Source organism: Kribbella caucasensis (assembly GCF_004361855.1).
Taxonomy (GTDB): domain Bacteria; phylum Actinomycetota; class Actinomycetes; order Propionibacteriales; family Kribbellaceae; genus Kribbella; species Kribbella caucasensis.
On record NZ_SNWQ01000004.1, the window covers coordinates 245268 to 271067 of the forward strand.

Annotated in this window: 25 protein-coding genes, 3 tRNA genes and 2 pseudogenes; 17 read left to right on the forward strand and 13 right to left on the reverse strand. The window is 66.0% G+C overall.

Translation table 11 applies throughout. The features are described from left to right. Positions 1–4: 4 nt before the first annotated feature. From EV643_RS11020 to EV643_RS11030, 3 genes are read right to left on the reverse strand one after another with little or no spacing between them, the layout of a single operon-like run. Positions 5–793, reverse strand: a complete 789-nt coding sequence (locus EV643_RS11020) for a DNA alkylation repair protein (protein WP_370452263.1) — start codon at positions 791–793, stop codon at positions 5–7. Next, positions 745–1485 carry an SDR family oxidoreductase gene (locus tag EV643_RS11025; protein WP_133799912.1) on the reverse strand — a complete coding sequence of 247 codons (741 nt, stop codon included), beginning with the start codon at positions 1483–1485 and terminating at the stop codon, positions 745–747. Before EV643_RS11025 ends, EV643_RS11020 begins: the two co-directional genes overlap by 49 nt. Position 1486: 1 nt before the next feature. Continuing rightward, positions 1487–2113: a DUF305 domain-containing protein gene (locus EV643_RS11030; RefSeq protein ID WP_133799913.1), complete on the reverse strand. Its 627-nt coding sequence runs from the start codon at positions 2111–2113 to the stop codon at positions 1487–1489. A 96-nt stretch (positions 2114–2209) separates the two neighbouring features. On the opposite strand from EV643_RS11030, the gene EV643_RS11035 reads away from it, so the two are divergent. The 7 genes and pseudogenes from EV643_RS11035 (at position 2210) to EV643_RS11060 (ending at position 8578) form a co-directional block, all read left to right on the forward strand. Beyond that, positions 2210–3568 carry an LVIVD repeat-containing protein gene (locus EV643_RS11035; RefSeq protein WP_133799914.1) on the forward strand — a complete coding sequence of 453 codons (1359 nt, stop codon included), beginning with the start codon at positions 2210–2212 and terminating at the stop codon, positions 3566–3568. A 178-nt stretch (positions 3569–3746) separates the two neighbouring features. Further along, positions 3747–4106 carry an STAS domain-containing protein gene (locus EV643_RS11040; RefSeq protein ID WP_238165498.1) on the forward strand — a complete coding sequence of 120 codons (360 nt, stop codon included), beginning with the start codon at positions 3747–3749 and terminating at the stop codon, positions 4104–4106. Positions 4107–4128: 22 nt separating this feature from the next. Further along, positions 4129–5187, forward strand: a complete 1059-nt coding sequence (locus tag EV643_RS11045) for a chemotaxis protein CheB (RefSeq protein ID WP_133799916.1) — start codon at positions 4129–4131, stop codon at positions 5185–5187. Continuing rightward, positions 5159–5440 (forward strand): annotated as a pseudogene (locus tag EV643_RS46885) (STAS domain-containing protein); the annotation flags it as partial. The gene EV643_RS11045 and the pseudogene EV643_RS46885, both read left to right, overlap by 29 nt. Before the next feature lie 14 nt (positions 5441–5454). After that, positions 5455–5904: an ATP-binding protein gene (locus EV643_RS11050; protein WP_370452265.1), complete on the forward strand. Its 450-nt coding sequence runs from the start codon at positions 5455–5457 to the stop codon at positions 5902–5904. A gap of 9 nt (positions 5905–5913) precedes the next feature. Then, positions 5914–7746: a CheR family methyltransferase gene (locus EV643_RS11055; protein WP_238165499.1), complete on the forward strand. Its 1833-nt coding sequence runs from the start codon at positions 5914–5916 to the stop codon at positions 7744–7746. Between the two features lie 100 nt (positions 7747–7846). Beyond that, the gene (locus tag EV643_RS11060; RefSeq protein ID WP_133799918.1) at positions 7847–8578 is read left to right on the forward strand and encodes a polyprenol monophosphomannose synthase; all 732 of its coding nucleotides are present in this window, start codon (positions 7847–7849) and stop codon (positions 8576–8578) included. Between the two features lie 71 nt (positions 8579–8649). Here EV643_RS11060 and EV643_RS11065 read toward each other — a convergent pair whose 3' ends face one another. Together EV643_RS11065 and EV643_RS11070 are read right to left on the reverse strand one after the other, a co-directional pair. Continuing rightward, a complete protein-coding gene (locus EV643_RS11065; protein ID WP_133800058.1) occupies positions 8650–8991 on the reverse strand; it encodes a metallopeptidase family protein in 342 nt (113 codons plus the stop codon). Between the two features lie 26 nt (positions 8992–9017). Next, positions 9018–9980, reverse strand: a complete 963-nt coding sequence (locus tag EV643_RS11070; protein ID WP_133799919.1) for a LuxR family transcriptional regulator — start codon at positions 9978–9980, stop codon at positions 9018–9020. A gap of 149 nt (positions 9981–10129) precedes the next feature. Here EV643_RS11070 and EV643_RS11075 point away from each other — a divergent pair, with 149 nt between their 5' ends. The 4 genes from EV643_RS11075 to EV643_RS11090 all read left to right on the forward strand — a co-directional run bounded on the left by EV643_RS11075 (position 10130) and on the right by EV643_RS11090 (position 11848). Continuing rightward, positions 10130–11332 (forward strand): hypothetical protein, encoded by a 1203-nt coding sequence (locus EV643_RS11075; RefSeq protein ID WP_133799920.1) that lies wholly within the window; start codon positions 10130–10132, stop codon positions 11330–11332. A 185-nt stretch (positions 11333–11517) separates the two neighbouring features. Beyond that, positions 11518–11590 (forward strand) — tRNA-Glu (locus tag EV643_RS11080). Positions 11591–11648: 58 nt separating this feature from the next. Continuing rightward, a tRNA-Asp gene (locus EV643_RS11085) sits at positions 11649–11725 on the forward strand. Positions 11726–11775: 50 nt separating this feature from the next. Then, positions 11776–11848, forward strand: a tRNA-Phe gene (locus tag EV643_RS11090). A 994-nt stretch (positions 11849–12842) separates the two neighbouring features. Here the strand turns inward: EV643_RS11090 and EV643_RS11095 are convergent. Beyond that, entirely contained in the window at positions 12843–13214 is a 372-nt protein-coding gene (locus EV643_RS11095) for a hypothetical protein (RefSeq protein WP_133799921.1), read from the reverse strand. Between the two features lie 590 nt (positions 13215–13804). On the opposite strand from EV643_RS11095, the gene EV643_RS11100 reads away from it, so the two are divergent. The 4 genes from EV643_RS11100 to EV643_RS11115 all read left to right on the forward strand — a co-directional run bounded on the left by EV643_RS11100 (position 13805) and on the right by EV643_RS11115 (position 17731). Further along, the gene (locus EV643_RS11100) at positions 13805–15004 is read left to right on the forward strand and encodes an XRE family transcriptional regulator (RefSeq protein WP_133799922.1); all 1200 of its coding nucleotides are present in this window, start codon (positions 13805–13807) and stop codon (positions 15002–15004) included. Positions 15005–15141: 137 nt separating this feature from the next. Continuing rightward, positions 15142–15606 carry a GNAT family N-acetyltransferase gene (locus tag EV643_RS11105; protein ID WP_166665406.1) on the forward strand — a complete coding sequence of 155 codons (465 nt, stop codon included), beginning with the start codon at positions 15142–15144 and terminating at the stop codon, positions 15604–15606. 152 nt (positions 15607–15758) lie between these two features. Further along, complete coding sequence (locus tag EV643_RS11110) at positions 15759–16523, forward strand: XRE family transcriptional regulator (RefSeq protein ID WP_133799924.1); 765 nt, start codon at positions 15759–15761, stop codon at positions 16521–16523. After that, positions 16520–17731, forward strand: a complete 1212-nt coding sequence (locus tag EV643_RS11115) for a hypothetical protein (protein ID WP_133799925.1) — start codon at positions 16520–16522, stop codon at positions 17729–17731. The genes EV643_RS11110 and EV643_RS11115 overlap by 4 nt, the downstream gene beginning before the upstream one ends. A gap of 12 nt (positions 17732–17743) precedes the next feature. Here the strand turns inward: EV643_RS11115 and EV643_RS44820 are convergent, their stop codons facing one another. The 3 genes and pseudogenes from EV643_RS44820 to EV643_RS45510 all read right to left on the reverse strand — a co-directional run. Continuing rightward, positions 17744–17917: a hypothetical protein gene (locus EV643_RS44820; protein WP_202869508.1), complete on the reverse strand. Its 174-nt coding sequence runs from the start codon at positions 17915–17917 to the stop codon at positions 17744–17746. Positions 17918–17923: 6 nt separating this feature from the next. Then, positions 17924–19726, reverse strand: coding sequence for a group II intron reverse transcriptase/maturase (ltrA, locus tag EV643_RS11125; RefSeq protein ID WP_238165500.1), 1803 nt, complete (start codon positions 19724–19726; stop codon positions 17924–17926). A gap of 668 nt (positions 19727–20394) precedes the next feature. Continuing rightward, positions 20395–20606, reverse strand: a pseudogene (locus EV643_RS45510) (transposase); the annotation flags it as partial. A 343-nt stretch (positions 20607–20949) separates the two neighbouring features. Between EV643_RS45510 and EV643_RS11135 the strand changes: the two are divergent. Further along, on the forward strand, positions 20950–21645 hold the full coding sequence (locus EV643_RS11135; RefSeq protein WP_133799927.1) for a class I SAM-dependent methyltransferase: 696 nt from the start codon (positions 20950–20952) through the stop codon (positions 21643–21645). Between the two features lie 299 nt (positions 21646–21944). Here EV643_RS11135 and EV643_RS11140 read toward each other — a convergent pair whose 3' ends face one another. The 4 genes from EV643_RS11140 to EV643_RS11155 all read right to left on the reverse strand — a co-directional run bounded on the left by EV643_RS11140 (position 21945) and on the right by EV643_RS11155 (position 24846). Further along, positions 21945–22373 (reverse strand): VOC family protein, encoded by a 429-nt coding sequence (locus tag EV643_RS11140; protein ID WP_202869509.1) that lies wholly within the window; start codon positions 22371–22373, stop codon positions 21945–21947. A 492-nt stretch (positions 22374–22865) separates the two neighbouring features. Continuing rightward, positions 22866–23072, reverse strand: a complete 207-nt coding sequence (locus EV643_RS11145; protein WP_133799928.1) for a hypothetical protein — start codon at positions 23070–23072, stop codon at positions 22866–22868. A gap of 170 nt (positions 23073–23242) precedes the next feature. Then, the gene (locus EV643_RS11150) at positions 23243–23761 is read right to left on the reverse strand and encodes a DinB family protein (protein ID WP_133799929.1); all 519 of its coding nucleotides are present in this window, start codon (positions 23759–23761) and stop codon (positions 23243–23245) included. Between the two features lie 95 nt (positions 23762–23856). Further along, positions 23857–24846 (reverse strand): calcium-binding protein, encoded by a 990-nt coding sequence (locus EV643_RS11155; RefSeq protein WP_133799930.1) that lies wholly within the window; start codon positions 24844–24846, stop codon positions 23857–23859. 347 nt (positions 24847–25193) lie between these two features. On the opposite strand from EV643_RS11155, the gene EV643_RS11160 reads away from it, so the two are divergent. Then, complete coding sequence (locus tag EV643_RS11160) at positions 25194–25781, forward strand: hypothetical protein (protein ID WP_133799931.1); 588 nt, start codon at positions 25194–25196, stop codon at positions 25779–25781. The last annotated feature ends 19 nt before the right edge of the window (positions 25782–25800 follow it).

Sequence of the window (25800 nt, forward strand, 5' to 3'; positions counted from 1 at the left end):
GCAACTATTTGCTTCTTGGCAGCGAGAGGTAGTGGCGGCGGGTTTCGGGTGGGAGGTGTTCGATCGCGTAGCGGAGGGCGGTCCGGGGCATCGACGGGGCGTGGGCGTCGAGGAAGGTGAGGAGGTCGGCGGCGGAGACGCGCTTGCCGGCCTCGCGGAGCATCCAGCCGGTGGCTTTGTGGATGAGGTCTTCGGGGTCGTCGAAGACCACCGGGGCCAGGGCGTAGATGTCGGTGGCATCGCTGCGGTAGCGCATGAAGTAGTGGGTCGCGACGATAGCGATGCGGCGTTCCCAAAGCGAGCTTGAATGGATCAGGGTGTACAGGTCGTCGCGTGGCTTGTCCGCCAGGTAGCCGCCGACGATCTCGGACGCGCTGCAGTCGACGAGGTCCCAGTTGTTCACGCGGTCCGTGTTGCGGAGGTACAGGTCGTAGATCGCGGCCAGCTCCGGCGGGTTCGCAGTACGGGGCTTCAACGCCCGCATGGCACGATCGGCCAGCAGACAAAGAACCGCCAGCCGATGCTCGTGGACCGGGCTGCCCAACGTCTCTTCCAGGGAAGCCAAGGACAGATCAGCGCGACCATACGGCTTGAGGATCGTGCGCAAAGACGAGAGCTTGACGCCGATGATCTGATCGCCGAAGCCATAGCCGCCGGGTTCGAGCTTGAAGTACCGCGCGAGGATCGCGGCGGTCGCGGGATCGGCCGCCGCGTCGATGTCGGCGAGGAGGTCTTTGACAGTGCTCAGAGGACCAGCCCTCCGGTGGCGCGGAGGTTCTGGCCGGTGAGCCAGCGACCGTCGGGACCGGCCAGGAACGCGACCACATCGGCGACGTCCGCGGGTTCGCCGACCCGGCCGAGCGGGGTCATGCCGACCAGCATTTCGGCGATCTCGGGCGGGTTGGAATCGCGGAACATGTCCGTGTCGGTGGCGCCGGGTGACACCACGTTGGCGGTGATACCGCGGGCGCCGTACTCGCGAGCCGCGATCTTGGTGAACTGTTCGAGTCCGGCCTTGGTCGCGGCGTACAGGGAGATACCGGGAGCGGGCAGCGCCGTGTTCAGGGTGGAGACGGTGATGATGCGGCCGCCGTCGCGCAGTACTTCGCCGGCCTTCTTGATCGCGAAGTACGGGCCCTTGAGGTTGATCGCCATCAACTGGTCGAAGTCGTCCTCGGTGACGTCCGCGATCGGCTTCACCTGGGACTGTGCGGCGTTGCAGACCAGGATGTCGAGGCCGCCGTCCACCGAAGCGGTGTCGAAGACCGACGACAGCGCGGCCACATCGGACTGATCAGCCTGTACTGCGACCGCCTGGCCGCCCGCCTCCTTCACGGCGCTGACCACCTCTTCGGCCGCACTGGACGAGGACGCGAACGTGAACGTGACCAGGGCTCCGTCGGCGGCCAGGCGGCGGACGATCGCCGCGCCGATCCCGCGCGAACCACCGGCGACGAGCGCCGCCTTGCCATCCAGCAGACCCATTTCAGAGCTCCTTCAATACCGCCCGCATCGTTGCGATCTCCTTGGTCTGGGTGACGGCGACCTCCTGTGCGAGCTCGGTGATCCGGTCATCGGCACCGTTCTCGAGCTGTTTGCCGCCCATCGTCACCGCTCCCTCATGATGCTTGATCATCAGGTTCAGGAACATCGTGTCGAAGGACTTCCCGGTCGCCTGCTGAAGGGCGGCGAGCTGGGCCGGGGTCGCCATCCCGGGCATCGAACTGTGGTCGGTGTGCTCGACGTGTTCGAGCGGCGGTGGGGTCTGCCCGCGCGCGGTGAGCAGCTGCCGCATCGCCTCGATCTCCGGCTCCTGCCCGACCCGGATCCGCTCGGCCAGCGCCTTCACCTTCGGGTTCACGGCCACCGTCCGCGCCCGCTCGGCCATCACCAGCGCCTGCGTGTGGTGGACCATCATGTCCGACAGAAACGCGACGTCGTCCGGGTCGACGGTCGCGCCGGTCGTGGGCAGCGCGGTCATGGTCTTGTTCGGCCCACCCGGCGTCCCCGGCACGATCACCGGCACGGTCGAGGTCGGCGCGGCAGCCGGCGCCGGAGAACTACATCCGGCCAGGCCGGCGACGACACCAAGTACGCATACCAGCTTCAGCACCGCGGCCTCACTCCCAGTGGCAGATCGCTTCCACAGCGTGTCTATCACGATTACCCTGGGCCAATCGATCGATTCAACAAACGAAGGGACCACAGCATGCGCCGCCCACGCACGCTTGCCTGTCTCACCGCTGCCCTCCTGGGGATCGGGGCTCTGACCGCCGGCACCGCCGCCGCGGACGTCCCGGACACCGGTGCCGCCAAGAGCGACAACATCACCCACCTGGCCAGCGACCCGATGACCGGGCCACTGACCGGCGGGGTCAACACCGATATCGCGTTCGCCGGCAAGACGGCGTACGTCGGGAACTACTCCGGGTTCGCCATCTACGACATCGGCGACCCGGCGAACCCGGCCCTGATCAGCCAGGTCTCCTGTCCCGGCAGCCAGAACGACGTCAGCGTGTACGACGGGCTGCTGTTCCTCAGCACGGACAGTTCGCGCAGCGACAACTCGTGCCAGAGCGTCTCCCAGTCGCCGACGATCAAGGAGTCCTGGGAGGGCATCAAGATCTTCGACGTCCGCGACCCACGCAATCCCCGGTACATCGCGGCGGTCGAGACCAAATGCGGTTCGCACACGCACACGTTGATCCCGGACAAGCTGCGCCGATCCGTGTACGTCTACAACTCGTCGTACTTCCCGAACGCGACGTACCCGGACTGCCAGCCGCCGAACGACCGGATCGACATCGTCAAGGTGCCACTGCGGAATCCGGAGCAGGCCGCCGTCGTCGCGTCGCCGATCCTGTTCCCGGACGGTGGATTCCCCGGCAGCGAGACCGGTTACGAGACAAGTGGCTGCCACGACATCACCGCGTTCCCGGCGAAGAACATCGCGGCCGCGGCGTGTATGGGTGACGGCCTGCTGCTCGACATCTCAAGGCCGGAACAGCCGAAGGTGATCGACCGCGTCCAGGACGCCGCGAACTTCTCCTTCTGGCACGGCGCCACGTTCAACGGCGACGGCACCAAGGTCGTCTTCATGGACGAGCTCGGTGGCGGCGGTGGCGCGATGTGCACCCCGGAGGTCGGCCCGAACAAGGGCGCGACGGCGATCTTCGACATCAAGCACCGCAAGCTGAAGTTCCGCAGCTACTATAAGATCACCCGGCACCAGGCGACCAACGAGAACTGCGTGTCCCACAACGGTTCGCTGATCCCGGTCCGCGGCCGCGACATCATGGTGCAGGCCTGGTACCAGGGCGGTTTCTCGGTCTGGGACTTCACCGACTCCGCCCGGCCGAAGGAGATCGGGTACTTCGACCGCCCGCCGCGCGACCCGGCCGGGTTCGGCGGGTACTGGTCCGTCTACTACTACAACGGCGCGATCTACGGCACCGAGGCGGTGAAGGCGTTCGACGTGTTCAAGATCTCGGACCCGCGGACCGACTCGGCTGCCCGGGTGAAGCTGAAGGAACTCAACGTCCAGACCCAGCCCGCGTTCTGGGGGTGACAGCACCGGACACGACAGATCACGCTCCGGGGTCACAAACCGTGCAACCATTGTGACCCCGGAGCCTTCGGGCATACGGTTACACCAGGGCTGTCACCCACCCGCCAGGACCGACCGGCGTCTGGGCCCGCCCGGGGGAGAGACCGTCGTGACACAGCCGGAATCCCAGGACGGCGAGATGATCAGAACAACGTTCGACGCAGTCACCGAAGAACTCACCCCCGGGGTGTTGCTGGTCCGATTGTCCGGCGAGATCGATATCGCCACCACGGAATTCGCGGCCGAGTCGATCCGGGCGGCGGTCGCCCCGCCGGCGAACTTGGTGCTGATCGACGTGTCCGCGGTGACCTTCTGTAGTTCGGCCGGTCTGGGCAACCTGGTCGAGGCCCGGAGGCTGGCCGGGCAGCACGGCATCCAGCTCGCCCTGGTCGGCGTCGGCCGCCCGGTCGACCGGCCGCTGACGATCACCGGTCTAGGCAGGGAGTTCCGGATCTTCGCCTCGATCGAGGACGCCCTGCAACACCGCGACGCGGGGTGACGAGGCCGGCCGGCCATCCGCTATGAGCCGTCCGGGAACGTTCCGGGACCTCGTCGTCATCGGCGCATCCGCCGGCGGCGTGGAGGCGCTCCGCAGTCTGGTCTCCCGGCTGCCCGGAGACCTCGCGGCCGGCGTACTGGTCGTTCTGCATCTGCCGGCCGGCAGCACGAGTGCGCTCGCCGCCATCCTCGACAGCGCCGGGCCGCTTCCCGCCGAGCCGGCCAAACACGGTGCACCGATCGAGTACGGACACCTGTACGTCGCTCCGCCTGACCACCACCTGCTGGTCGAGGGCGACTGCACAGCGCTCGCCGCCGGTCCAACCGAGAACGGGCACCGGCCTGCCATCAACGCGCTGTTCCGGTCGGCGGCCCTGTCTCGTGGTCCGCAGGTGGCCGGGATCGTCCTGTCCGGTGTGCTGGACGACGGCACGGCCGGGCTGGTGGCGATCAAGTCGCGCGGCGGTCTGGCGATCGTGCAGGACCCCGACGACGCGGCGTACCAGGGAATGCCGGAGAACGCGCTGGCCAATGTGAAGGCGGACGAGGTGCTGCCCGCGGCGGAGATCGGTGAACAGCTCGCACGGATCCTCAACACCCCGCTCGGGCTACCGCGGCCCGGCGGGCCTGGTGCGATGATGCGGTATGAGCAGGCACTCGCCCGCGACGTTCCGGCCGGCGAACTTCTCGGCAAGGTGGGGCAGGCGGCCGGACTTGTCTGTCCGGACTGCGGCGCCCCACTGTCTGCGCTCGGATCGGATCGGGAGGGGTTTCGTTGCCAGATCGGTCATGCTTGGTCCGCCGATGCGCTGCTCTCCACCGCCGATCATCGAATGCAGGCCGCGCTGTGGACCGCACTGCGCAGCCTCGACGAGAAGACCGCGCTGGCCAGGCAGATGGCAGCCGCCGCGCGGCAACGGGGGAACCTTGAGCTCGCCCGGCGGTATGCCGGATCGGTCGACGAGACCGGGGCAGCCGCTCGACTGCTGCGGGCACGACTGACTGCGTCCGATCACGGGGCCAGCCCCGGGGTCCGGAGGGAGGTGGACAGCGATGGGTCGCGGCAACCCGCTGCTGATTGACGTCCGGACCGTCGGTGACGCGACGGTGGTGACCCCGGCCGGGGTACTGGAAGTGGCGAACGCACCCCAGCTGCGGACCTTCCTGACGAAGGCCATCGCGGATCAGCCGACGGCGGTGATCGTCCAGCTGCATGACCTCGTGCTGGCCAGATCCTCCACCCTCAGCATCTTCACCACCGTCGCCCGGCAGGCCTCGACCTGGTCGGGTGCGCGGCTGATCCTGGTGACCGGCCGGCAGCAGAGCCGCGAGCTCGAGCAGCAGTCGAGATTCATCGGCAGGTTCCTCCCGGTGTTCACCGATCTGGCCGCGGCACTCGCGTCGATGCACACCCCACCGGCCCGTCAGCTGACCCGGCTGCGGCTGGCCGACGATCCGCACAGCGGTGCGAGGAGGTGGCCGAGGACGCGGTGGCCATCGTCTCCGAGTTCGTCGGCAACGTGGTCCAGCACGCCCACACCGACGCGGACCTCCGGCTTGAACTGCGCCGCGACCTGCTCACCGTGGCCGTCACCGACGGGAACCCGACCCTGCCGGTACGTCGGCCGCCGAGCTCGACCCGGGAGAGCGGTCTCGGCCTCGGCATCGTCACCGCTCTCGCCACCGCCTGGGGCGCGAACCCGACCTCGGTGGGCGGCAAGGTGGTCTGGGCGACGATCCGGGTGCGCAACCCGAACGCGACCGCGGGGATCAACAACAGCTGGCGCAACGGGCAGTAGCGTGACCGGGTGACCAACCAGCTGAGCGCCGCGGCCGACGAAGTCGAGGACCTGCTCGCCTACCTGCGCGAGTCCCGGGGCTTCGACTTCGGCGGGTACAAGCGGACCAGCCTGGTCCGCCGCATCCGGCACCGGATGGGTCAGGTCGGGATCGGCACCTACCAGGCCTACCTCGACCTGCTGCAGGTGGACCCGGCCGAGTTCACCGCGCTGTTCAACACGATCCTGATCAACGTCACCGGCTTCTTCCGGGACCCCGAGACGTGGGCGCTGCTGCGGGCCGAGGTGATCCCGTCGATGCTCGCCGAGCGGAGTCCCGGTGATCCGTTGCGGATCTGGAGCACCGGCTGCTCATCCGGCCAGGAGGCCTACTCGCTGGCGATGGCGCTCGCCGAGGAGCTCGGCCTGGACAACTACCTCAAGCAGGTGAAGATCTACGCGACCGACATCGACGAGGACGCGCTCGCCCAGGCCCGGCAGGCGTCGTACCCGGAGGTGGAGCTGGAAGGGGTGCCGGCCGAGCTGCGGTCGAAGTACTTCGAGGCTCGGGGCGGCCGGTTCGTCTTCCATCCGGAGCTGCGCCGGACGGTGATCTTCGGCCGCAACGATCTGCTCCAGGACGCGCCGATCTCCCGGGTCGACCTGCTGTTGTGCCGCAACACGCTGATGTACTTCAACGCCGAGACTCAGCAGCGGGTGCTGAATCGCTTCCACTTCGCCCTGGTCCCCCGTGGCGTGCTCTTCCTCGGCCGGGCCGAGATGTTGCTCGGCCGGTCCCGGTTGTTCGAACCGATCGACCTCAAGCTGCGGATCTTCCGGCGGGTCGCCAACCGGGCGGTCCCCACCGGTCGGCGAGCGTTCGACCCGCACCACACCGAGCAGCCGATCGACCGGCTGCACGAACATGCCTTCGCGGCGACCCCGGTCGCGCAGCTGGTGGTGGGCAAGGACGACACCCTGTTGCTGCTGAGCGACCAGGCGGCGACCCTGTTCGGACTGTCCCGCCGCGACCTCGGCCGGCCGATCCGCGAGCTCGAGGTCTCGTACCAGCCACTGGCGCTGCGCGGTCATCTCGACCGGGTGCAGGCCGAGCGCAAGCCGATCCGGATCTCGGAGGTCGAGTTCGGCCGGCCGGGCGGGGTTGTGCACTGGTTCGAGGTGCACCTCAACCCGGTGATGGACGGATCCGACCTGCTCGGCGTCTCGGTGGTCTTCCACGACGTCAGCTCGACCCGCGCGCTGCGGCTGGAGATCGACCGGGTCAGCCGGCAACTGGAGTCCACCAACGCGGAGCTGCAGTCGACCAACGAGGAACTCGAGACCACCAACGAAGAACTGCAGTCGACGGTCGAGGAACTGGAGACGACCAACGAGGAGCTCCAGTCCACCAACGAGGAACTCGAGACCATGAACGAGGAGCTGCAGTCCGCGAACGACGAACTGCAGATCATCAACGACGCCGTCCGCGAGCGCAGCGCCGAGCTGAACGACGTGAACGAGTTCCTCGAATCCGTGCTGACGGCCTTCAGCGCCGGAGTGGTCGTGGTCGACCACGAGATGCTCGTGCTGGCCTGGAACGCGGCGGCCCAGGAGCTGTGGGGAGTACGCGGTGACGAGGCGGAGGGCAGACATTTGCTCAACCTTGATGTCGGTCTGCCGGCCGACGTACTGCGTCCGCTGGTACGGGCCGCCCTCGACAACCCGAGCGCGCCGACCGAGGCCCGGATCGAGGCCGTCAACCGGCGCGGCCGGTCGATCACGGTTCGGCTGGTCTGCAGCGCCCTGCGCGCTCCCGACGGCCGCCAGCGTGGCGCCCTACTGGTGATGGAGCCGGTCGACTGATCAAGGCAGCCACACTGGAACTCGGCCATACCGGCGATGCCGACACCGTTGTGCGCCGGGAGATGCGATAGCGTCCGGTGTCCCCGACGAAGGAATTTTCATGGGCGAGAGCTACTCCAAGATCATCGTCGTCGTCCCGACGTACAACGAGCGGGACAACCTGCCGGTGCTCGCTGGTCTGCTCGCGGACCTGCAGGTGCCGGGGCTGCAGCTGCTCGTGGTCGACGACAACTCCCCCGACGGCACCGGCGACGTGGCCGACAAACTGGCCCAGGACGCGCCGGAGCGGGTCGGTGTCCTGCACCGGATGGAGAAGGACGGCCTCGGCCGCGCCTATGTGGCCGGAATCACCCGGGCGCTGTCCGAGGAGGCCGACATAATCATCCAGATGGACGCCGATCTGTCCCACCCGGCCGCGGTGCTCCCGACCATGATCGAGACGCTCCGGACCACCGACGCCGGCGTGGTGATCGGCTCCCGGTACGTCGAGGGTGGTTCCGCGGCCGCCGAGTGGGCCTGGCACCGGCGGGCCCTGTCTGCCTGGGCGAACTTCTACGTGAACGCGATCCTGCGGCTGCACGTGAAGGACGCGACCGCCGGGTTCAAGGCGTGGAAGGCGGACACGCTGCGGGCGATCGACGTCGGCTCGGTGCAGAGCAACGGGTACTCGTTCCAGGTCGAGATGAACACCCGCGCGGTACGCCGCGGCTACCGCATCGCCGAGGTGCCGATCCGGTTCGAGGAGCGCACCCACGGCGCTTCCAAGATGAGCCTCAAGGTGCAGTTGGAGTCGGCCCTGATGCCGTGGAAGCTCCTCTTCCGTCGCTCCTGACGCGGCACGGCGCGCCCGGTCGGGACGGCCGACCGGGCGGAGCGTAGTACGGGCTGGTTTGTGCTGTTTGCTCAGCCGTAGCCGAGTTCGTGCAGGCGGGCGTCGTCGATGCCGAAGTGGTGGGCGATCTCGTGGACGACCGTGATGTTCACCTCGTCGATCACGTCGTCGACCGTCTCGCAGATCGCCAGGGTCGGGTTTCGGTAGATCGTGATCCGGTCCGGCAGTACGCCGCCGTAGTAGTGCCCGCGTTCGGTCAGCGGAATGCCCTCGTAGATGCCGAGCAACTGTGGATCGCCGGCCGGTGCGTCGTCCTCGACGAAGATCGCCACATTGTCGATCAACGCGGCCAACTCCATCGGCACCTCGTCCAGCGCCTCGGACACGAGCACCTCGAAGTCCGCCCGGCTCATCTCGATCACTCTGTCAGCGTAGTAAGTCAGAGCCAGCCCTGCCGGGACGCCTGGACGCCGAGCTGGAATTTCGTCTGCGCGCCGAGCGCCTCCTGCAGCTTGCCGATCCGCCGGGCGATGGTGCGCTCGCTCACGCCGAACTCCCGCGCGATCGACTCGTCGGTCAGCCCGGCGCTGAGGTACGTCAGCAGCCGCTTGGTCTCCAGGCTCGGCCCGGCGGTCACGTCGTTCAGCTCGGTGCCGCCGGTGATCGGCACCGCCATCCGCCACAGCGCTTCGAAGATCCTGGCCATCCCCGCCAGCAACGGGGAGTCGTGGACGACGATCGCCGCGAACTCCGGCCCACGCTGTACTTCCCCGCGCGCCCCGACCAGGGCCCAGCGGTCGTCGACGATCGTGATGTTCAGCGGCACGTGCGGGAACACCCGCGCCTGCTCGCCGGCGTCGATACAGGCCTGCACCTTGTGCAGCGCGGCGGCTGACTGCAGTACGTGCGCCCCGTAGATCACGTCGTACTTGACGCCCCGCTTCAGCGCCTCGAACAGCCCGTCGACGATCTGCACCTCGCGGGCTGCGAGGTTGCCCATCGTCATGGCCCGGACGTGCTCCTGGGCCTCGGTCTGGACGGAGTTCAGCACGGCCTGCGACACGGCGTACGTGGGCAGCACCTCGAGGTAGTCCTGCCGCCCGGCGGCCGCCTTCCAGAGTTCGTTGAGCATCTCGGCGCTGTCCCGCGCGAGGGCGGCCCGCTTCGTATGACGCTCCGCCAGCGCCTCCATCGCGATCCGTGGTGGGCGGACCACCAACGTCTCGCCGATGCGCTCGATCAGCCCGAGATCGGACAGTTCGGCCAGCAGATCGTCGAACGTCGCCGCGATGTGGTCGTGCCGCGCGGCCAACTCGGACAGCGTCGTCTCCGGGTGCTGCAGCAGGTCGAGGAGCACCGCCTCCGCCGCCGTCGAGAGGCCCAGTGCCTGAAGCGCTTCCATGCCTCTGTGTACCACCGGGCAGCCGTTCCTTCGGCGGCGGGCGACAAGTTCTTGACATGCCGGTTTCTGACATCACGACCACTCGTAGCCGCCGTTACCACGTGCTGATACTGATGCCGACCCGCCACCCCACTCCCTGAGGAGAGCTGATGACCAAGCGCATGGCATGGCCGGCACTCGCCGCCCTTGCCCTCACGCTCGGACTCGCGGCCGCACCGGCAGCCACCGCTGCACCCGTCACCGCGACCACGGCCAGCCAGCCGGCCCTGTCCCAGTCGCTGTCTGTCCCGCAGTCGCTGTCGCCGGAACTGCAGCAGATCGTCGACAACCTGCCCGCGATGCGAGAGCACGCGGCCGCCGTCAAGGCCGAGCTCGGGATCGAGGACAACCCGGTGCAGGCCGCTCTCCTCGAGGCCATCGACCCCACGCAGTACGAGTGCTCGTCGGCCCTCCCACCGGTGGTCAGCGCGATCCTTCCGGACGTTTCGAACTGGACGTTCGAGCAGACGCTCGCCGTCCTGCACGTGCTGCTCTTCGACATCGCGCTGGTGGACGCGGCGTACCTGCCGCAGCCCGGTCCGTACACCTACGGCGCGCGCGGTGAGTACACCAACCAGGTCAACCGGAACATCCGCGACCTGAAGACCTTCTGGGACATCCCGTCCGGCGACATAGACCTGGTGCCCGCCCACGGCCGGTCCATGCTCGACCCCGAGGTCAACTATCGCGTCTTCACCAGCGTCTACGGCCTGGCACCGGGTCCGTCCCGGATCTCCGCCGACCTGGTCGCCCGGGAGCTGAACAGCGCGGCGCTGGGCTACGGCGACCTGCCGTTCTTCACCTTCAACGCGTACGCCGCTCCGGGTGGCGAGGACATGCCGTTCGGGAAGTCCCCGAAGCGGATCGCGATGGGCGACGGCGTACTGGACGGCTTCGGCCGGGTCGGCCTTGGCGACGTCGCGCCGCAGGCGATCCTGGCGCACGAGTACGGCCACCACGTGCAGTTCGCCGACGGCCTGATGCGCACCGACCTGCCGACCCCGGAGGCGACCCGTTGGGCCGAGCTGATGGCAGACGCGTACAGCTCGTACTTCCTCACCCACGCCCGCGGTGCGGCCATGCAGTGGAAGCGGGTCGAGCTGTTCGGTGAGATGTTCTACCAGCTCGGCGACTGCGGCTTCACCGCCGACGGCCACCACGGCACCCCGAACCAGCGCATGCGCTCCGCCCTCTGGGCCTACTCCGTTGCCGACGCCGCCCGTCCCCAGGGCACCATCCTCCCGGCCCGATCCTTCTACGACCTCTTCGTCACCCAGTACCCCACCCTGATCGCCCCCGACACCACCAGCTAACCCCCTAGGACCGGTGGGCAGGGCTCCTCCCGCGGCCCACTCCTCAGGGCGCCGTACGCCTCGTCCCCGCGTACGGCGCCCTCCCCCGGCGCCGGCCGACGCCTCCGAACAACTCGTTTTGGAGCCTGGCCCGGTCTCATCTATGCTTACGGCTGTCCCTGGAGCTTCGGCTCCCGCGGGTCCGAGTCCCCATCGTCTAGTGGCCTAGGACGCTGCCCTTTCAAGGCGGTAACGCGGGTTCGAATCCCGTTGGGGATACGGTCGAAAGGCCGGTGCAGGACCGGTTCGAAGATGGTGTACCATCGTCGAGCATCCTGGCCCAGTAGCGCAGTTGGTTAGCGTGCCGCCCTGTCACGGCGGAGGTCGCGGGTTCGAGTCCCGTCTGGGTCGCCAGGAGAAAAGGCGGCGGGTGTGCAAACACACCGCCGCCGTCCTTTCTCCCCGGTCAGGTAGCTCAGCTGGTAGAGCGTCCGCCTGAAAAGCGGAAGGTCGGCGGTTCGAGACCGCCCCTGACCACCCTTTCTGACTGCGATTTCTCGCAGTTCCGTCCATCCGCTGGTCCAGCAACGCCGATCATTCTGCGGCAGACGGTCATCCAGTCGAGCCGCTCCCATCCGTCATATCGTGGCGGCTCTGGCATCACGATATGACGGAAACTGGCCCAGTAGTTCGAAGAGCGCCCTAATGACTTGCCTCTTCCTGCTCTGCGGGAGCTCCCACAGGTCCCGCACGTCGCCAAGTGCAAGATGGCGGACCTTGCCGTTCCATCCGTGATTGCAGACGCGGCCAATCCTCGCGACCAACCAGCCGCACCGGCCATCCAGCCCCGGTCCGCGGTGGGCCCACGAATGAGGGCCGTACCCTGCAGTTACGCCTCTTGGCCGACGAGCGTGCTCCGACCCAGGAACATCGCGGGCCTCTTAGCCACCTCTGCCCAGTAGTCGCGGTCGCTCACGCGCATGAGAACCATCCGCGTATCATCCCGCGCGCCACCGATGTCAGCGGGCTGGCTGTCGGCCCTAAGTCGCCCGAGGCCATCGTCGGCGCAGCTGGCACCAACGCCGTGCTCGCGACCTTCACCGGCGCCGGCATCCAGCCGCGTCGAAGCAGCCGTCTGTCAACGTCGGCACGTTGGTGGTGAACCAACTCGACGCGACCGGCAAGTTTCTTCGGCGACGACAAGGTCGAAGGCGTCGCTACCACGGACGGCGGCCGGACGCTGTACCTGTCCAACGACAACGACTTCGGCATCGCCACCATCGCTGCCGATCCCGACGGGAAGTGAACCGTCCACCACAAGATGCTGCCGCTTACGGGCCGGACCGACGACGGCGAGATCCTGAAGATCGACACCATAAGCTGCCGGCCGCCCTCAAGGCGATGACGGCGACGATCCACGTCCGCTGAACGCGCTTGGCACAGCCGGGCCGTCCTCTCCGGAGGGCGGGTCCGACAAACGCCGCACTGCGGCGGGTGAATCACACAGATCTCGGCCTTCAGGAAACCTGTGTCAGGGGCGGAGCTTCCCGAAGAGCAGTCGACCCAGCAGAGCTACCAGAACAAGCGCAACAAGTCCGGCCAGGGCGAGCACGGAAACGATGCAGGCTACGTTTGTGGCCAGCGTCAGCTTGGTCGTCGTCTTCGTGAAACCTTCTGTCAGAAGCGCGAGACCGGCGAGCATCAGGAAGCCGGCGGCGGCACAGGCCAGGACGACCAGGTGGTGACCGCCGAGCGTTGCTGTGGCTGTGAACCGTGACGAATGATCGAGCCACTGCCCGAAGGTGTACATCCAGACAACGGTCATCAGATCCGCTGCCATCAGGCTCCACATGCTGGCGGCGGAGCGAGAGGCACTGCGCGTGGCTGTGTTGTGCCGCGGCATGCGTTGCAACATTGTCACCACCTCCGAACTTCCACGGACGGGTACCAGAAGAGTGGTCGGCCACTCAGCTGATGAGTCATCACCGGGGACGGGCCCACGGGGACGCCGGTTGCCGGCGGTTCCGCTCGCGATCTCGACTGGTGAAGGCGGAGCGAAAGCCCGACGGTGCTTGTCAGTTGAAGACGTGAGGACCATCGAACGCCGGGAGATCAGCGTCGGCATGGACTTGGACGGACGCCCACGAGGATGACGTCGCTCATGACATCTGGTTGGCCAGCAGGTAGATCTGCCCGGACGGACCCGCAAGAGCGCTCGCACGACTGCTGGGTCTCGTCGTCTCCTCTACCGTCAACCACTCACTTCACCTTGAAATGAGTAGATTGGATAGAATTACAGTAGAGCCTGGTGTAGTTGCGTGCAATACGGAGCGGCGAGTTGATCTCAACCGTGAACTGTCGTTACGGTGCGCAAGGCATCCTTTGCCTAGCGTGGAACTCACGTGTGTGCCAGGGACAAGTTTCGGCGCCACGGCCTGATGTTGTGGCGCTACAGGTGTCTTCGGGTGTACATAGGTATACGGTTACCGGCGCGTGGGCACGTGGATCGACAACAATCCGGGAGTGATCTTGGCCCCCTCATCAGAGGCCGCACGACTAGCCAGGAGGCTTCGCGGCCTTCGCGCATCGCATGAGCCAAAGCTGACTCAGGCGGATCTAGCCCGCGCTCTGAGCGAAGAGTCTTCGGTGGCAGTCGCCACCATCAGCTCGTGGGAGTCGCGGACGAATCCCAAGCTGCCACCGGCGGAACGACTCCACGCCTACGCGCTGTTCTTCTCACGGACTAGCGCGGCCGACGGCACTCCGCGTTTACCACGCGAGCGGGATCTGACGGAGGCGCAACGCGATCGCTTCCAAGCGCTGCGCCAAGAGCTCATCGAACTTCGCGACGCGGTTCGCGGCGTGGTCGATTCACCTGCCGGCGGCTCCATCTGGGCCTTCGAGACTGGCCCAATCACGATCATCTGCCCGGAGGTTCCGGCCAACAGTCGTTCTCCGCTGGCCGAGGAAGGAAATCCCAACTACACCGAGACATATCGCTACGCGGACCTCGATGCGCTGATCGAGTTGTGGGGTCAAATCCGTGCCGCCAATCCGGGACTGCAGGTGACGCGCTGGCTGGCAGCAGAGGTCGTTCCGGACCAGCTGACCGGGCATCTGATCGTGCTCGGCGGCATCGGTTGGAACCAGGTCGCCGATAGGGTGCAGAGAAAGCTGAAGGATCTCCCTATCCAGCAGGTCGAGGTCACGGACCTGAAGAATGGCGAGATCTTCAGATTGAGCGAGCCTGGTGGTCGCGAGTTCCGCCCTCAGTGGATGGAGCACGAGAGCGTCATCCTGGAAGCCGTTGGCGCAGAGCAGATCGCCGCAGAGCAGACCGAAGACGCGTGGCGCGACGGCAAACATCGTGCACTGGCCGAGGACGTCGCATTCCTGGCACGATTGCGAAATCCGTACTCGCCCCACGGCACTCTCACCATCTGCAGCGGTGTCTACAGCCGAGGAGTACTGGGGGCGGTCCTCGCACTTACGGACGCCACGGTCAGCGAACGGAACGCGGCGTACATCGCCAGCCGGTTCCCGACCGGATCGTTCGCGATGCTCATGAAGGTCCCGGTGGTGAACGGCAAGGCGGGGGCACCCGACTTGGAGGTCCCCGAGAACCGTCTCTACGAGTGGTCGCCGAACGATGATGCCACCAAGCGAGCCGCCGGCTCTGCTTCGTCCTACTAGTACCCCAACCTCCATCCTCCTGAGGTGCCTCGTGAAGCCTGAAAGTACCGCTTCCCGGCGCACTCGGTCGCCGTACAGAAAGGCTTCTGGTGCAAGACCTTGAAGGGTTCTCCCGAGCACGGACCTCCATCTTTCGCTTGGTCGCAGACGACTGGCAGACCCTCAAGGACTTGCGACTTCAGGCCCTGACCGAATCTTCTGAATCGTTTCTCGGTGACCTGTTGGCCGAGCAAGATTACGATGAGAAGCACTGGCGTCAGGAGCTTTCTCGCAACGTATGGCTTATGGCCACATTCGATACGCGAAAGATCGGTCTCGCAAAACTCAATCACAACGTCCAGCCCGACGACGGCATGCATCTCGAAGCGTTGTGGGTCGCGCCGGACAACCGCCGCCAAAAGGTCGGCAAACTACTGGTATCTGCGCTGGAGAATATCGCAGCGGCGATGGATGCGCCGCAGTTGAAGCTCTGGGTTTTCGCCGAGAACGACTTGGCCCGCGAATTTTATCTACAAATGGGTTACATGGAGACGCTTCGCAAACAACCCATCAAAGCAAACGGTCGAATCAGGCTCGAAGAAGAATACCAAAAGCAGCTTTAGGGGGAGAGCCCGGCACTGCGGGAGATGCACTGCGGTTCGATACGAGGCAGTCGCACTCTCAGGCTAACCCTTTCGGCCTTCGGTGAACTGGTGCATAATTCCAGTTGGCCTACCAAGGCCTGCCTTGACGACATCTCCCCGGGGGTACACCTGTGGCCGCTTCGCCAGAGGCATTGAGACTCGCCGGGGGCCTGAGCGGCTCCTCGACGTGGACCTTCGACAGCGGTCCGATCACGATCATATGCCCGGAGGTTCCGATCGAGACGTGGCCTTCGTTAGCGGATGAGAAGGACCCAAATTACACGCGGATGTACCGGTACGCCGATCTCGATGCCCTGATCGAGTTGTGGGGGCATGTACGCGCGGCGAACCCCACCGCGCATGTCGTCCACCGACTGCCTTCAGAGGTCGTCACCGACGACCTGTCCGGTCACCTGGTCGTGATCGGAGGCATCGCCTGGAACCAGGTCACGATGCGGCTGTTGAAGACCCTGCGAGAGATGCCGGTGTCCCAGGTCGAGGTCGACGATGTGAAGACGGGCGAGATCTTCCGAACCAGCGTAGCTGGCGACCGCGAGTACCGGCCGGTGTGGGACGACGCGGCGAAGAACGGCCGCGAACTGGTCGAAGACGTCGCGCTTCTGGCAAGGGTGCGAAATCCTTTCAACTACAGGCGGACCATCACCATCTGCAACGGCATCCACAGTCGCGGCGTACTCGGATCGGTGCGAGCTCTCACCGATATCGCAGTCCGGGAGCGCAACGAGGCCTTCCTCTCCCGCCGTTTTCCTGGTGGATCGTTCGCGCTGCTATTGCGGGTACCACTGGTGAATGGCGAGGCGATCTCACCCGATCTCGAGAGTGATTCGAACCGGCTCTATGAATGGTCTCCGAGCAGCGAACCGACGGCCGAATGAGCAGCCAGTTCCAACATGTGCCGTCACACGCCTCCCTGCTGCGCGGCGTGTCCGCCATTTCCCCGCCACCTTCAAGCAGTCGCTTGGACGCGATCGTCGTGCCGGCGTCCAGACCGAACTTGCAGCGCGTCATCGCGCTGTCCGCCGTGCTGTCGGTTCCACTGGTGGCGCTGTGTAGCAGGCTGGCGAAGGCAGAGAAGGTAGCGGAACGAGTTGAAGCCACCTTTGGTGCGCGGGCGCTCATCGTCGACGTACCCCATGGATATCAACTGCTTGGGCATCGTCACCTGACCGCCGACGCGTCATTCCGGAGAGCCAACGCCGAGCGTTCCAGCGACCTGAGCGTGAAGCGCAACATCGGTCTGGTCCTGGCCCATCTACGACACTGGAACAAGATTCTCTTCATCGATGACGACATCTACCTCAGCCAACGTGATGTCGCACGCTTCTCCACCTCGCTCGATCGCCATCCCGTGGCGGCGATGGCGAGCAAGTACTTCCCAGACAACTCGGTCGTGTGTCACGCGCGCCGCATGGCGGGCTTCGCGCAGGACGTGTTCGTCGGCGGCGCTGTGCTCGGCGTCAACACGCAGCATCCGGCGGTGTCGTTCTTCCCCGATATCTATAACGAGGACTGGTTCTTCTTTGCTCGGCACGCCGCGGCACGCTCACTGCCGAAGATCGGTGAGGCGCGGCAGGACGAGTACGACCCGTTCGCTGATCCACGGCGAGCTGCACACGAGGAGTTCGGTGATCTTCTCGGCGAAGGTCTCTACGCGTTGTTCAACGGTATGCCTGGGTGGGAACTGAAGGATCACCTGAAGGTGGCGGCCAGCAGCCGCTACTGGCAGCTGTTCATCGAAGACCGACGCTCCATGATCTCCGAGACCTTCCATCGCATCTCGGCTGCGCGGCATAGGACTATTTCGCAGGGGTCTTCCGCGAAGAGGTCGCTGCTCAGAGCCGCAGAGCAACTGGAACTGATAACCCCCGACCTCTGCGTCGATTTCATTCAAAAATGGCAGATCGACGACAACCGCTGGCAACAGATCGTGCCGCGCAGGGGCACTGTTCTCAGCGAACGGGATGCCATGGACGAGCTGGATCTGACGAACTGGATTTCCTGTGGCTATGGCACTGCTTTGCGTTCGTCTGGCTCGCGGACGCCCTCCGCGCGGCCCAGCCTCATGCGCTGTTCCGATCCTTAGTGTCGTGAGTCGTTAAATTCGCGTGCAGTAGGCGGCGAGGGTGGCTTCGAGTTCGGTGAACCTGCGGCGCGCGAAGCGGCGCAGTTTGCGGTTGGTGAGTTCGGCGAACCAGCGTTCGTCGGGTAGCTCCGGCGCGTTGCCGCGCCGGAGCCCCCTCAGAACCGGGCGTGCGAGCTTTCCCCGCACCACGGCTCAAGCAAGCCCTGAAGGCGTGCGGGCTGGCAGAAGTGCTGTTTGGCTGCCACTGCTGGTGATTCGGCGGTGGCAGCGGCTGTGTATGAGGCGGGTTGCGGTGCGTTCGTCCGGCGTGCCTGCTCCCCAGGCGAGCACCGCGTGTTTGCGGGTCGCCTTCTGGGTGGCGGTGAGCCATTGTTCCCATTCCTGTGGGCTTTGCGGTTCACGCTCGGCGTGCAGCAACAGTTCCCGGCAGAGCGGGCAGCGGCCGTGCTGGGCCCGTAGGAGCCGCAGCGTGGTCGTGCCGACCGGGGGTGGGTTGCGGCGGCGCCGCTGGGCCCAGTAGTCGGTCAGGGACGGATCGTCTGTGGACGCCGTTCCTGCCACCATCCGGTGCCGGACGATCGGTGTCCAGGCGAACTTGCGCAGGTAGAAGCCGGTCTCCCGGCTTCCGAATATCCACGTGTCCTGCCTGGCGGGGTTGAACCTGCCGAAGTACCGGGCGATCACCCAGCGCGTCGGCTTGTTCGGATGCGAGAACTTGGCCCACTTGTAGGCCAGTCTCCACATATGCGCGTCCAACGCGTTGAAGGAGCGTTTGGACACCCCGATCCGGTAGTAAGCGGCCCACCCGCGGATGATCGGGTTGATCTTGGCGATCACCGCGTCAGCGTTGGACCCGCGCAGGGCCCTCATCTCGGTGGACAACCGCTTGCGGATACGCCGCATCGCGTCGTTGCTCGGCTTGGTCAGCAGCTTGCCGTTGGGGTAGCGGCGAATGGTGAACCCCACAAAGTCCACGCCCCGGTCAAGGTGCGTGATCTGGGTCTTGGTCTCGTTGAAGACCAGACCCCGGGGAGCCAGCCATTCGGCCAGCCGGGCCTTGACCTGCTCGGCCTGGTCACGGGTGTGACACAAGGCGATCAGGTCGTCGGCATAGCGGACCACGACCGGGCAGTGCGCCATGGTCTTACCGGCGCGCGTCCCGGTGTCGTAGTACCGCACCCCGGCGGCAGCCTCCATCCCGTGCAGGGCAACGTTCAGGAGCAACGGACTGATCACCCCACCCTGAGGCGCACCCTCGTCGGTGGTGGTGAACTGGCCGTCCTCGATCACGCCCGCCCACAGCCACTGCCCCACCAGTTCCCGCGCCGGGAAGTTCCCCAGCGCGTTGAGGATGTGGTCGTGGTTGAGGTGGTCGAACGCGGACGCCAGGTCGGCGTCGAGGACCCACAGACGCTTCGCGTCGGTGCGGCTGGCCGTCGTGTGGATGGCCACGATCGCGTCGTGGCAGCCACGGCCCGGACGAAACCCATACGACCTCGGCTCGAACCGGGCCTCCCACTCGGGCTCCAGCGCGTTGACCACCAGAGCCTGCAGGCATCTGTCGGCAACCACGGGGATCCCGAGCGGGCGACGGCGCCCGTTGCTCTTGGGCACATACACCCGCTTGACGGGTCGAGGCGACCACGGTGCGGCGCGGTGCAGCATCCGGTCGACCAGCGCGGTCTTCTGATCGGCTGTCACCACCACCTTGCCGTCCACCCCGGCCGTCTTGCGGCCAGCGTTGATCTCCGTCACCCGGCGCACCGCGACCAGCGCGTTGCTGCGGGAACGGAGCATCAACTTCTGCAGATTGCGGACCTTCTTCCAGTCCCCAGCCTGCGACGCCGTGAAGATTCGTTGCCGAAGTCGCCGTACGTCCCGTTCGGCCTGGTGCCACCGCACCGCGTCCCAGCCGACCAGGTTGTCCTCGGGTCCGTTCACCACGGCGGCGGCGTCGGCGACCTCGGTCGCCTCCAGCGCAAGTGCGGCGTCCAACTTTCCCCTTCGGTTCCGGCGCATCGATCATCGAGTCCGCACAGGCTCACCCGACCCGCGTCAGCACCCTTTCGGGTCAGGGCACAAACCCCTATCCGGCCGGTTATCCGGGAACGCTGGCGGAGGAGCCAGCATCGTGTTTCCCGGTTTCCCGTTGCCTTTCGGCCACCGGCATTCGCTTCTCGGGTCGTCCTGCGCCCGCCAGGGAATTCAGCCTTCCTCACGGTCAGCCCACCAGGCGACAGCATCGCCTGGACCCCGACGGGGTGGTCACGTTCCGCATGACACAGATACGACCGGGGAGGGCGCCCTCTGTACCCCGGGGACGGTGGTGCGTTCCCGCCCGACCAAATCCCCCCGGGCGGCACCCGCCGCCTCACAACGGCCGGCCCCTATCTCCCGCTGAAACATCCCATCGGCGAGACTGCTAATGACGAGGCGTCAACGAGGGTTCAAGTCCTTCACCCGTCCGGTCTTCCCCAGCCTGTGGCCACCGGATGGAACGGCGACCCTTGGGCCTTACACCCTGGGCTTCGCACCCCGCAGTTACCCGCGACGCACGCCAAGGCGGGGACGGTCCCCACGCACTGGACCGGGCACTACACCTTCGACAACGTCGAACCTCCTTCGATGAGTACCGCTGTACTCATGCGACCTCGATGTCGCACGATCCGGTTCAACCACGACGAGCTGGTCGGGGTGAAGTGCAGGTGGAACCGGGGATCGCGTAGCAGCCCCTTCTTCAGTGCCGGGTCTTGTGGGTGGCCTAGCTGTCCAGCACCAGGTGCAGGTCCAGGTCCTTGGGGACGGCGGTGTCGATGAGTTTCAGGAACCGCAGGAACTCCTAGTGGCGATGCCGGCGGTAGTGGTGGGCGATCACCGAACTTTAGCGAAGGCCAACGCCATTAGGCTCCGCCACTGGGTTCGCGCCTGCTCGGTCCAGCGACTAGTCCAGCAACGCCAGGCGCCAGCCACAACCGCAGTACAACGTCAAGCCCTGCGCTTCGACGGTGCCGACCAGTCCGGTAGCACCGCAACCCCTGCCCAGCGAGCGATCCGCCAGCAGTCGAGCGCCTTCCGCTGCTCGTCCAGGACGCATGGGCAGAGATCGTCATCAGCGGCAGTAGCGTGCGTCTGTGACGGCACGCCAAGTGACGTGAGCGTGTGCCAGGATCACCCAGGCCGCTCCCGTCCACGAGAGTTCGTACGAAAGTGAGGACCTGGTGAAGGCAAACCACTATGACAGTTTCGCCGAGAGCTACTCGACGGAGAACGAGTCCAGCCTCATCAACGGCTACTACGAGCGGCCGGCGATGATTGATCTGGCCGGGGACGTCAACGGTCACCGAGTCCTCGATGCTGGGTGCGGTTCTGGGCCCTTGTCCGCAGCATTACGGGCGAAGGGTGCCATCGTGACCGGCTTCGACTCCAGTTCGGCGATGGTCGAGCTGGCGCGGCAGAGGCTTGGTGGGGATGCAGCCCTGCACGTGGCCGACCTCAGCCAGCCACTCCCATTTGCCGATGGTGCGTTCGATGATGTGGTCGCTTCCCTCGTTCTGCACTACCTGCAGGACTGGCCGGCGCCTCTGGCTGAACTGCGGCGCGTTCTGAAGCCAGGCGGCCGCCTCATACTGTCGGTGAACCCCACCGTCTACAAGATTCTTAAGCCAAGCGACGACTACTTCGCCATCACGGAGCATTCGGAGGAGTACACCTTCAATGGCCAGAACGCGGTTCTGACGTACTGGCATCGACCGTTGCACGCGATGACGGACGCATTCACCGAGGCCGGCTTCCGCATCTCAGTCGTCAGCGAACCGCCCTTCTCCCCCGACGCGCCGCGCGAGCTCTTACCACCCAACATCGGCGACCGAACAGCGTTCCTGTGCTTCATCTTCTTCGCCCTCGAAGCACGCTGAGCCTTGGTGTGCTGCTGAAACACTGTCGAGCATGAGGTCGGTGCAGGTGTTCCCGGGCATGGACGCGTCAGCTGATTTCCCTGCTCGATAGCGTGGGTGAACGCTCAGGGTCGGAATGGTTCGGGGTCGCCGACCGACGGCTTGAGGTTGGCTTGACGCGCTACGAATCTGCCCAAGACCTAGGCTTGGTCACTCGAACAGATCCGGCATGGCAGCCCGAAAGGTCAGACCTTCCGCGCGTGATCGTTCCCGGATGACTGCATATCCGCCTGTTGCAGTCCATCACGTGGGTCGAAGGGCTAGGGCCAGGTGGTTAGGAAGTTGTGTGCTGCTACGGCTTGCCAGGTGTGGCCGTCTGGGTCGGCGAAGGCTCCGTCGTAGCCCCAGGACTGCTCGGAGGGGTGTCGGATGATTTCGGCGCCGGCAGCTGCGGCGCGGGTCATTAGGTCGTCTACGTCTGCGTTGGTGGGCAGGGTGAGGGAGAGGATGCATTCGCTTTGGCCGGGAGGTGCCTGGTTGCGGTCACTGAGGACCCAGCCGAAGCCGGTCGTGGGGATCAGCATGACTCGTACGTTGTCGCCGAGAGTTAGGCGGAGAGGCTCGGGTATGCCGTCGTTGTCGGGCTCGCCGGGTGTGTTGAATCCGAGGCCGGAGCGGTAGAACGCGTAGGACCTTTGGCGGTCTGCGATCGGTAGGGCGATTGTTACGGGCGCTTGTTCGTAGGTCATTTCACGTCCTTCGTGTCGGCTGGGGCCGTCCCGGACTGCCTTCGCCCGGAGGGAGTGGTGATCGTGAGATCCATGGCCGGCCTTTCTCTCGCCTGGGGTTCTTACCTGTACGACGAAGCAGGGAGCCGGAAACGGCCAGCTTCGCCGCAATCAGAGCTGGGTCAGGCGGCCAGTACTGCGAACTGCAGCGCCACGAGTAGGACTAGGCCCGGGAGTAGGCGGAGTAGGACGGCCTTTGGGCCCTTTGCGAGGACTGTGTTGAGCCAGTCGTGGAGGCGATTGCGGCGGGAGACGGCTACGGCCAGGACGATGAGGGATGGGAGGCCCAGGGTGTACCAGCGGGGGGGCGGCGTCCCAGTTGATGTTGTCGTCGCCGGCCGATGCTACGAACCAGGCCGAGCGGCCGGTTTCCTGCATTTCCTCGCGGAAGGCGTTGACGAAGCCGACGATCGCCATGAAGACGATCGCGGTGATCACGAGACGCAGTACGAGCTACCCCACCCCGGCGGGCCGACGCGGGCGACTGTGCGAGCTGGGGCTGGCCGCGACGTCCATGGCGAGCGCTACGAAGCCGAGGAGCAGGACGATTCCGCCGATCAGGCCCCACGACTTGATGGCGAGTCCCCACAGGTGCGCGTCCCGCAGGCCCGGGTCGCCGTCGAGCCACCATGCCCAGGCGTCCGACAGGTCTATTTGCATCGGTGCCCCGGGCCCTTTCGTCGGTTTCGGGGCCAAGCCTAGGGACGCGATGGGGCTGCCACGCGGGTGATGGACAAGAGTTCCCCACGCCGTTACCGGGGTGTGCCGTTCAGCCGCTGGCGTCGGCGTTCAAGAGGTCGTCCAAATCGGCGAACGTCGCCATCGCCCAATCATCCGCCAGCGTGGGACCGGCACCGGATAGCGGCGGGCAGCGGGGCGTCGATCAGTTCGCGGATGAGGTCGGCGTGCCCGGAGTGCTGCGCGGTCTCGCCGACCATACGGATCAGCAGTACGCCTAACGTCGTCGCCTGGTTGCCCTCGGCCCAATGCGCCACGTGACCTGGGCTGTCCAGCTCGAGCTCGGCAACAGTGACGTCGGAATGAGCACAGGCCCGCCGATAGACGCCGGTGATGTACTCGCTCGATTCATCAGGCGTGGCCCACATGTCGATCTCGTCGTACGGGTCGTCTCGGAACCAGGACGGCCGCTCGATCGGTGGGCGGCCGAACGAGTCACCGAGATAGCCGTACTCCAGACCCGCCAGATGTTTGACCAAGCCGAGCAGGTTCGTGCCGGTCGGAGTCAACGGGCGACGCCGGTCGTACTCCGACAACCCGTCCAGGTTGGCGAGCATCACTGCCCGACTACCCCGCAGATCCGACAACAGCTCCGCTTTGAGATCAGTCATCACCGAACCCTACCGACAGACGACCGCAACCGAGGCCGCAGCAGCCAGCCGACGCGGACCGGTGCTGCGACCTCGGTGGTCGTCTTGCGGAGTTGTCAGAGAATGCTGAGACCGATCGTGCCTGGGGCCAGCTTGCGGGTGTCGACGATGTCCCGGCCGGCCTTGGTGTCCACGGTCAGCTGGTCGGTGGGTTCGGCGTGGGTGATCCGGACCTTCGGCTTCAGGCCGTTGACGTCCACGGTGCCGCTGGACCCGGATACGCGGATGAAGTCCCTACGGGCCGTACCGTTGACGGTCACCGAGTCGGTCGCGCCGTCGCCGCCACCGGTCTGCGCGCTGAGATCGACATCGATCTTGCGTACGTCGGTCCCGCGCAGGTCGTCGATCGTGGTGGAGTCAGCGCCGCCGAGCGCCTTGAGCACGACCCGCTCGACGTCGTCGGTGTCCATCACGATGTTGCCGAGGTCGCGGGTGAACCGCAGCCGCGATCCGTTGGCGGTGGCGGCGAACTTCTCCGCACCGTCGCTGCCGTTGAAGAGCAACTGGTCGCCGCCGCGGGCGCCCTCGATCACGTCGCTGCCGTCGCCCGGATCCCAGACGAACGCGTCGTTGCCGTCGCCGAGCAGAGCCGTGTCGGTGCCACGGTTACCGTCGACGAAGTCGTCGCCATCCCCGGTCCGGAACAACTCGTTGCCGCTGCCACCGGCCGCGACGTCGTCGCCCCTCCCCGTGTCGACGACCGTGAACGGCTGGACCTGGGTGCCGAAGTCGATCCGTACGTCGTCGTCGCCGGCCAGGCTGTTCACCTGCAGCTGGCCGAAATCGGCGAGCTTGACCGTCTCGTCCGCCTGACCATCGTTGCCGAAGTCAACCTCCAGCACCGTGGTGTCGGCGGCCGGCACCCGCAGGGCGATCTCGTCCGCCTGGTTGGTGCCGGTGACAATCAGTTGCCGGTTGTCCAGCTGCACGGAACCCTTCGGCCCGGTCGCGTCGGCCGGACCGGCCAGGCTCAGTGCGATGCCCATGGCGACGGCGGCGACGGCAGCCGTGCTGAGGCCCCGCCGGATTCGAGTTGTGTTGCTCATCGTGGTCGTTCCCCCTTGTCGAGTCACGGCTGCCGGTTCCTCCCCGCGCGCCGTGCTTGGTTTGAGCTGTCCACCCCCACACGGCCCCAACCCGCAACCGGTTCAACGCCTCCGAAAGAAATTTGGCACCCGCTGGGCTCACACTGAGCACCCGCCCGGCTCCCGCTTGCAGCCGTTTGCCCTTCTCTACAAGGAACTCAGATTGTTCGGCAAGCAAATTCAGACCGCGCTCTGGACAAGCGCGGAACGCGGGGAGAGTCTCCAAGAGGAGGGGGTCCGGTGGGCTTGGCAGGCGCACCGCATGCATTCAGGTCCGCCGCTGTAGATCAGCGCGAGGGGGCAGGGAAATGAGGATCACCAGACGGTCGTGCGCGCTTGCGCTGGCCAGCGGGTTGACCGCAGCGATGTTAGTGATGGCGGCCACACCGGCCGTCGCGAAGCCGCTGGAGCGGGTCCATTTCAACGAGACGACCAGTGAGGTGGTCAACAACTTCTGCGGCGATCTCAGCGTCCGCATCGACACCGACATCCATGGATCGTTCCTGTTCAACTTCCACGGACCGGACGGACTCGGGTACGGCGCGGAGAAGCTCCACTTCACCACCACGTACACCAATCTGGGAACCGACAAGTCGATGACAGAGGTCCAAAACACCCTGTCCAAGGACCTCAAAGTGACCGACAACGGGGACGGCACACTCACGATCCTGGTCCTGGCCACTGGCTCCTTGAAGGTGTTCGGGCCGGACGGGCAGTTCCTCTTCAGCGATCCCGGGCAGGTCAGGTTCGAGCTCCTGATCGACCACGGAGGCACACCGACCGACCCGAGCGACGACGAGTTCCTCGAGTTCCTCGGCGTCGTCAAGGGCAGTACCGGGCGGAATGACCTCCAGGACCGCGAATTCTGCGACGTCCTCCACGAGGTCACCGGCTGACGGAGCAGCGTGCCGACTC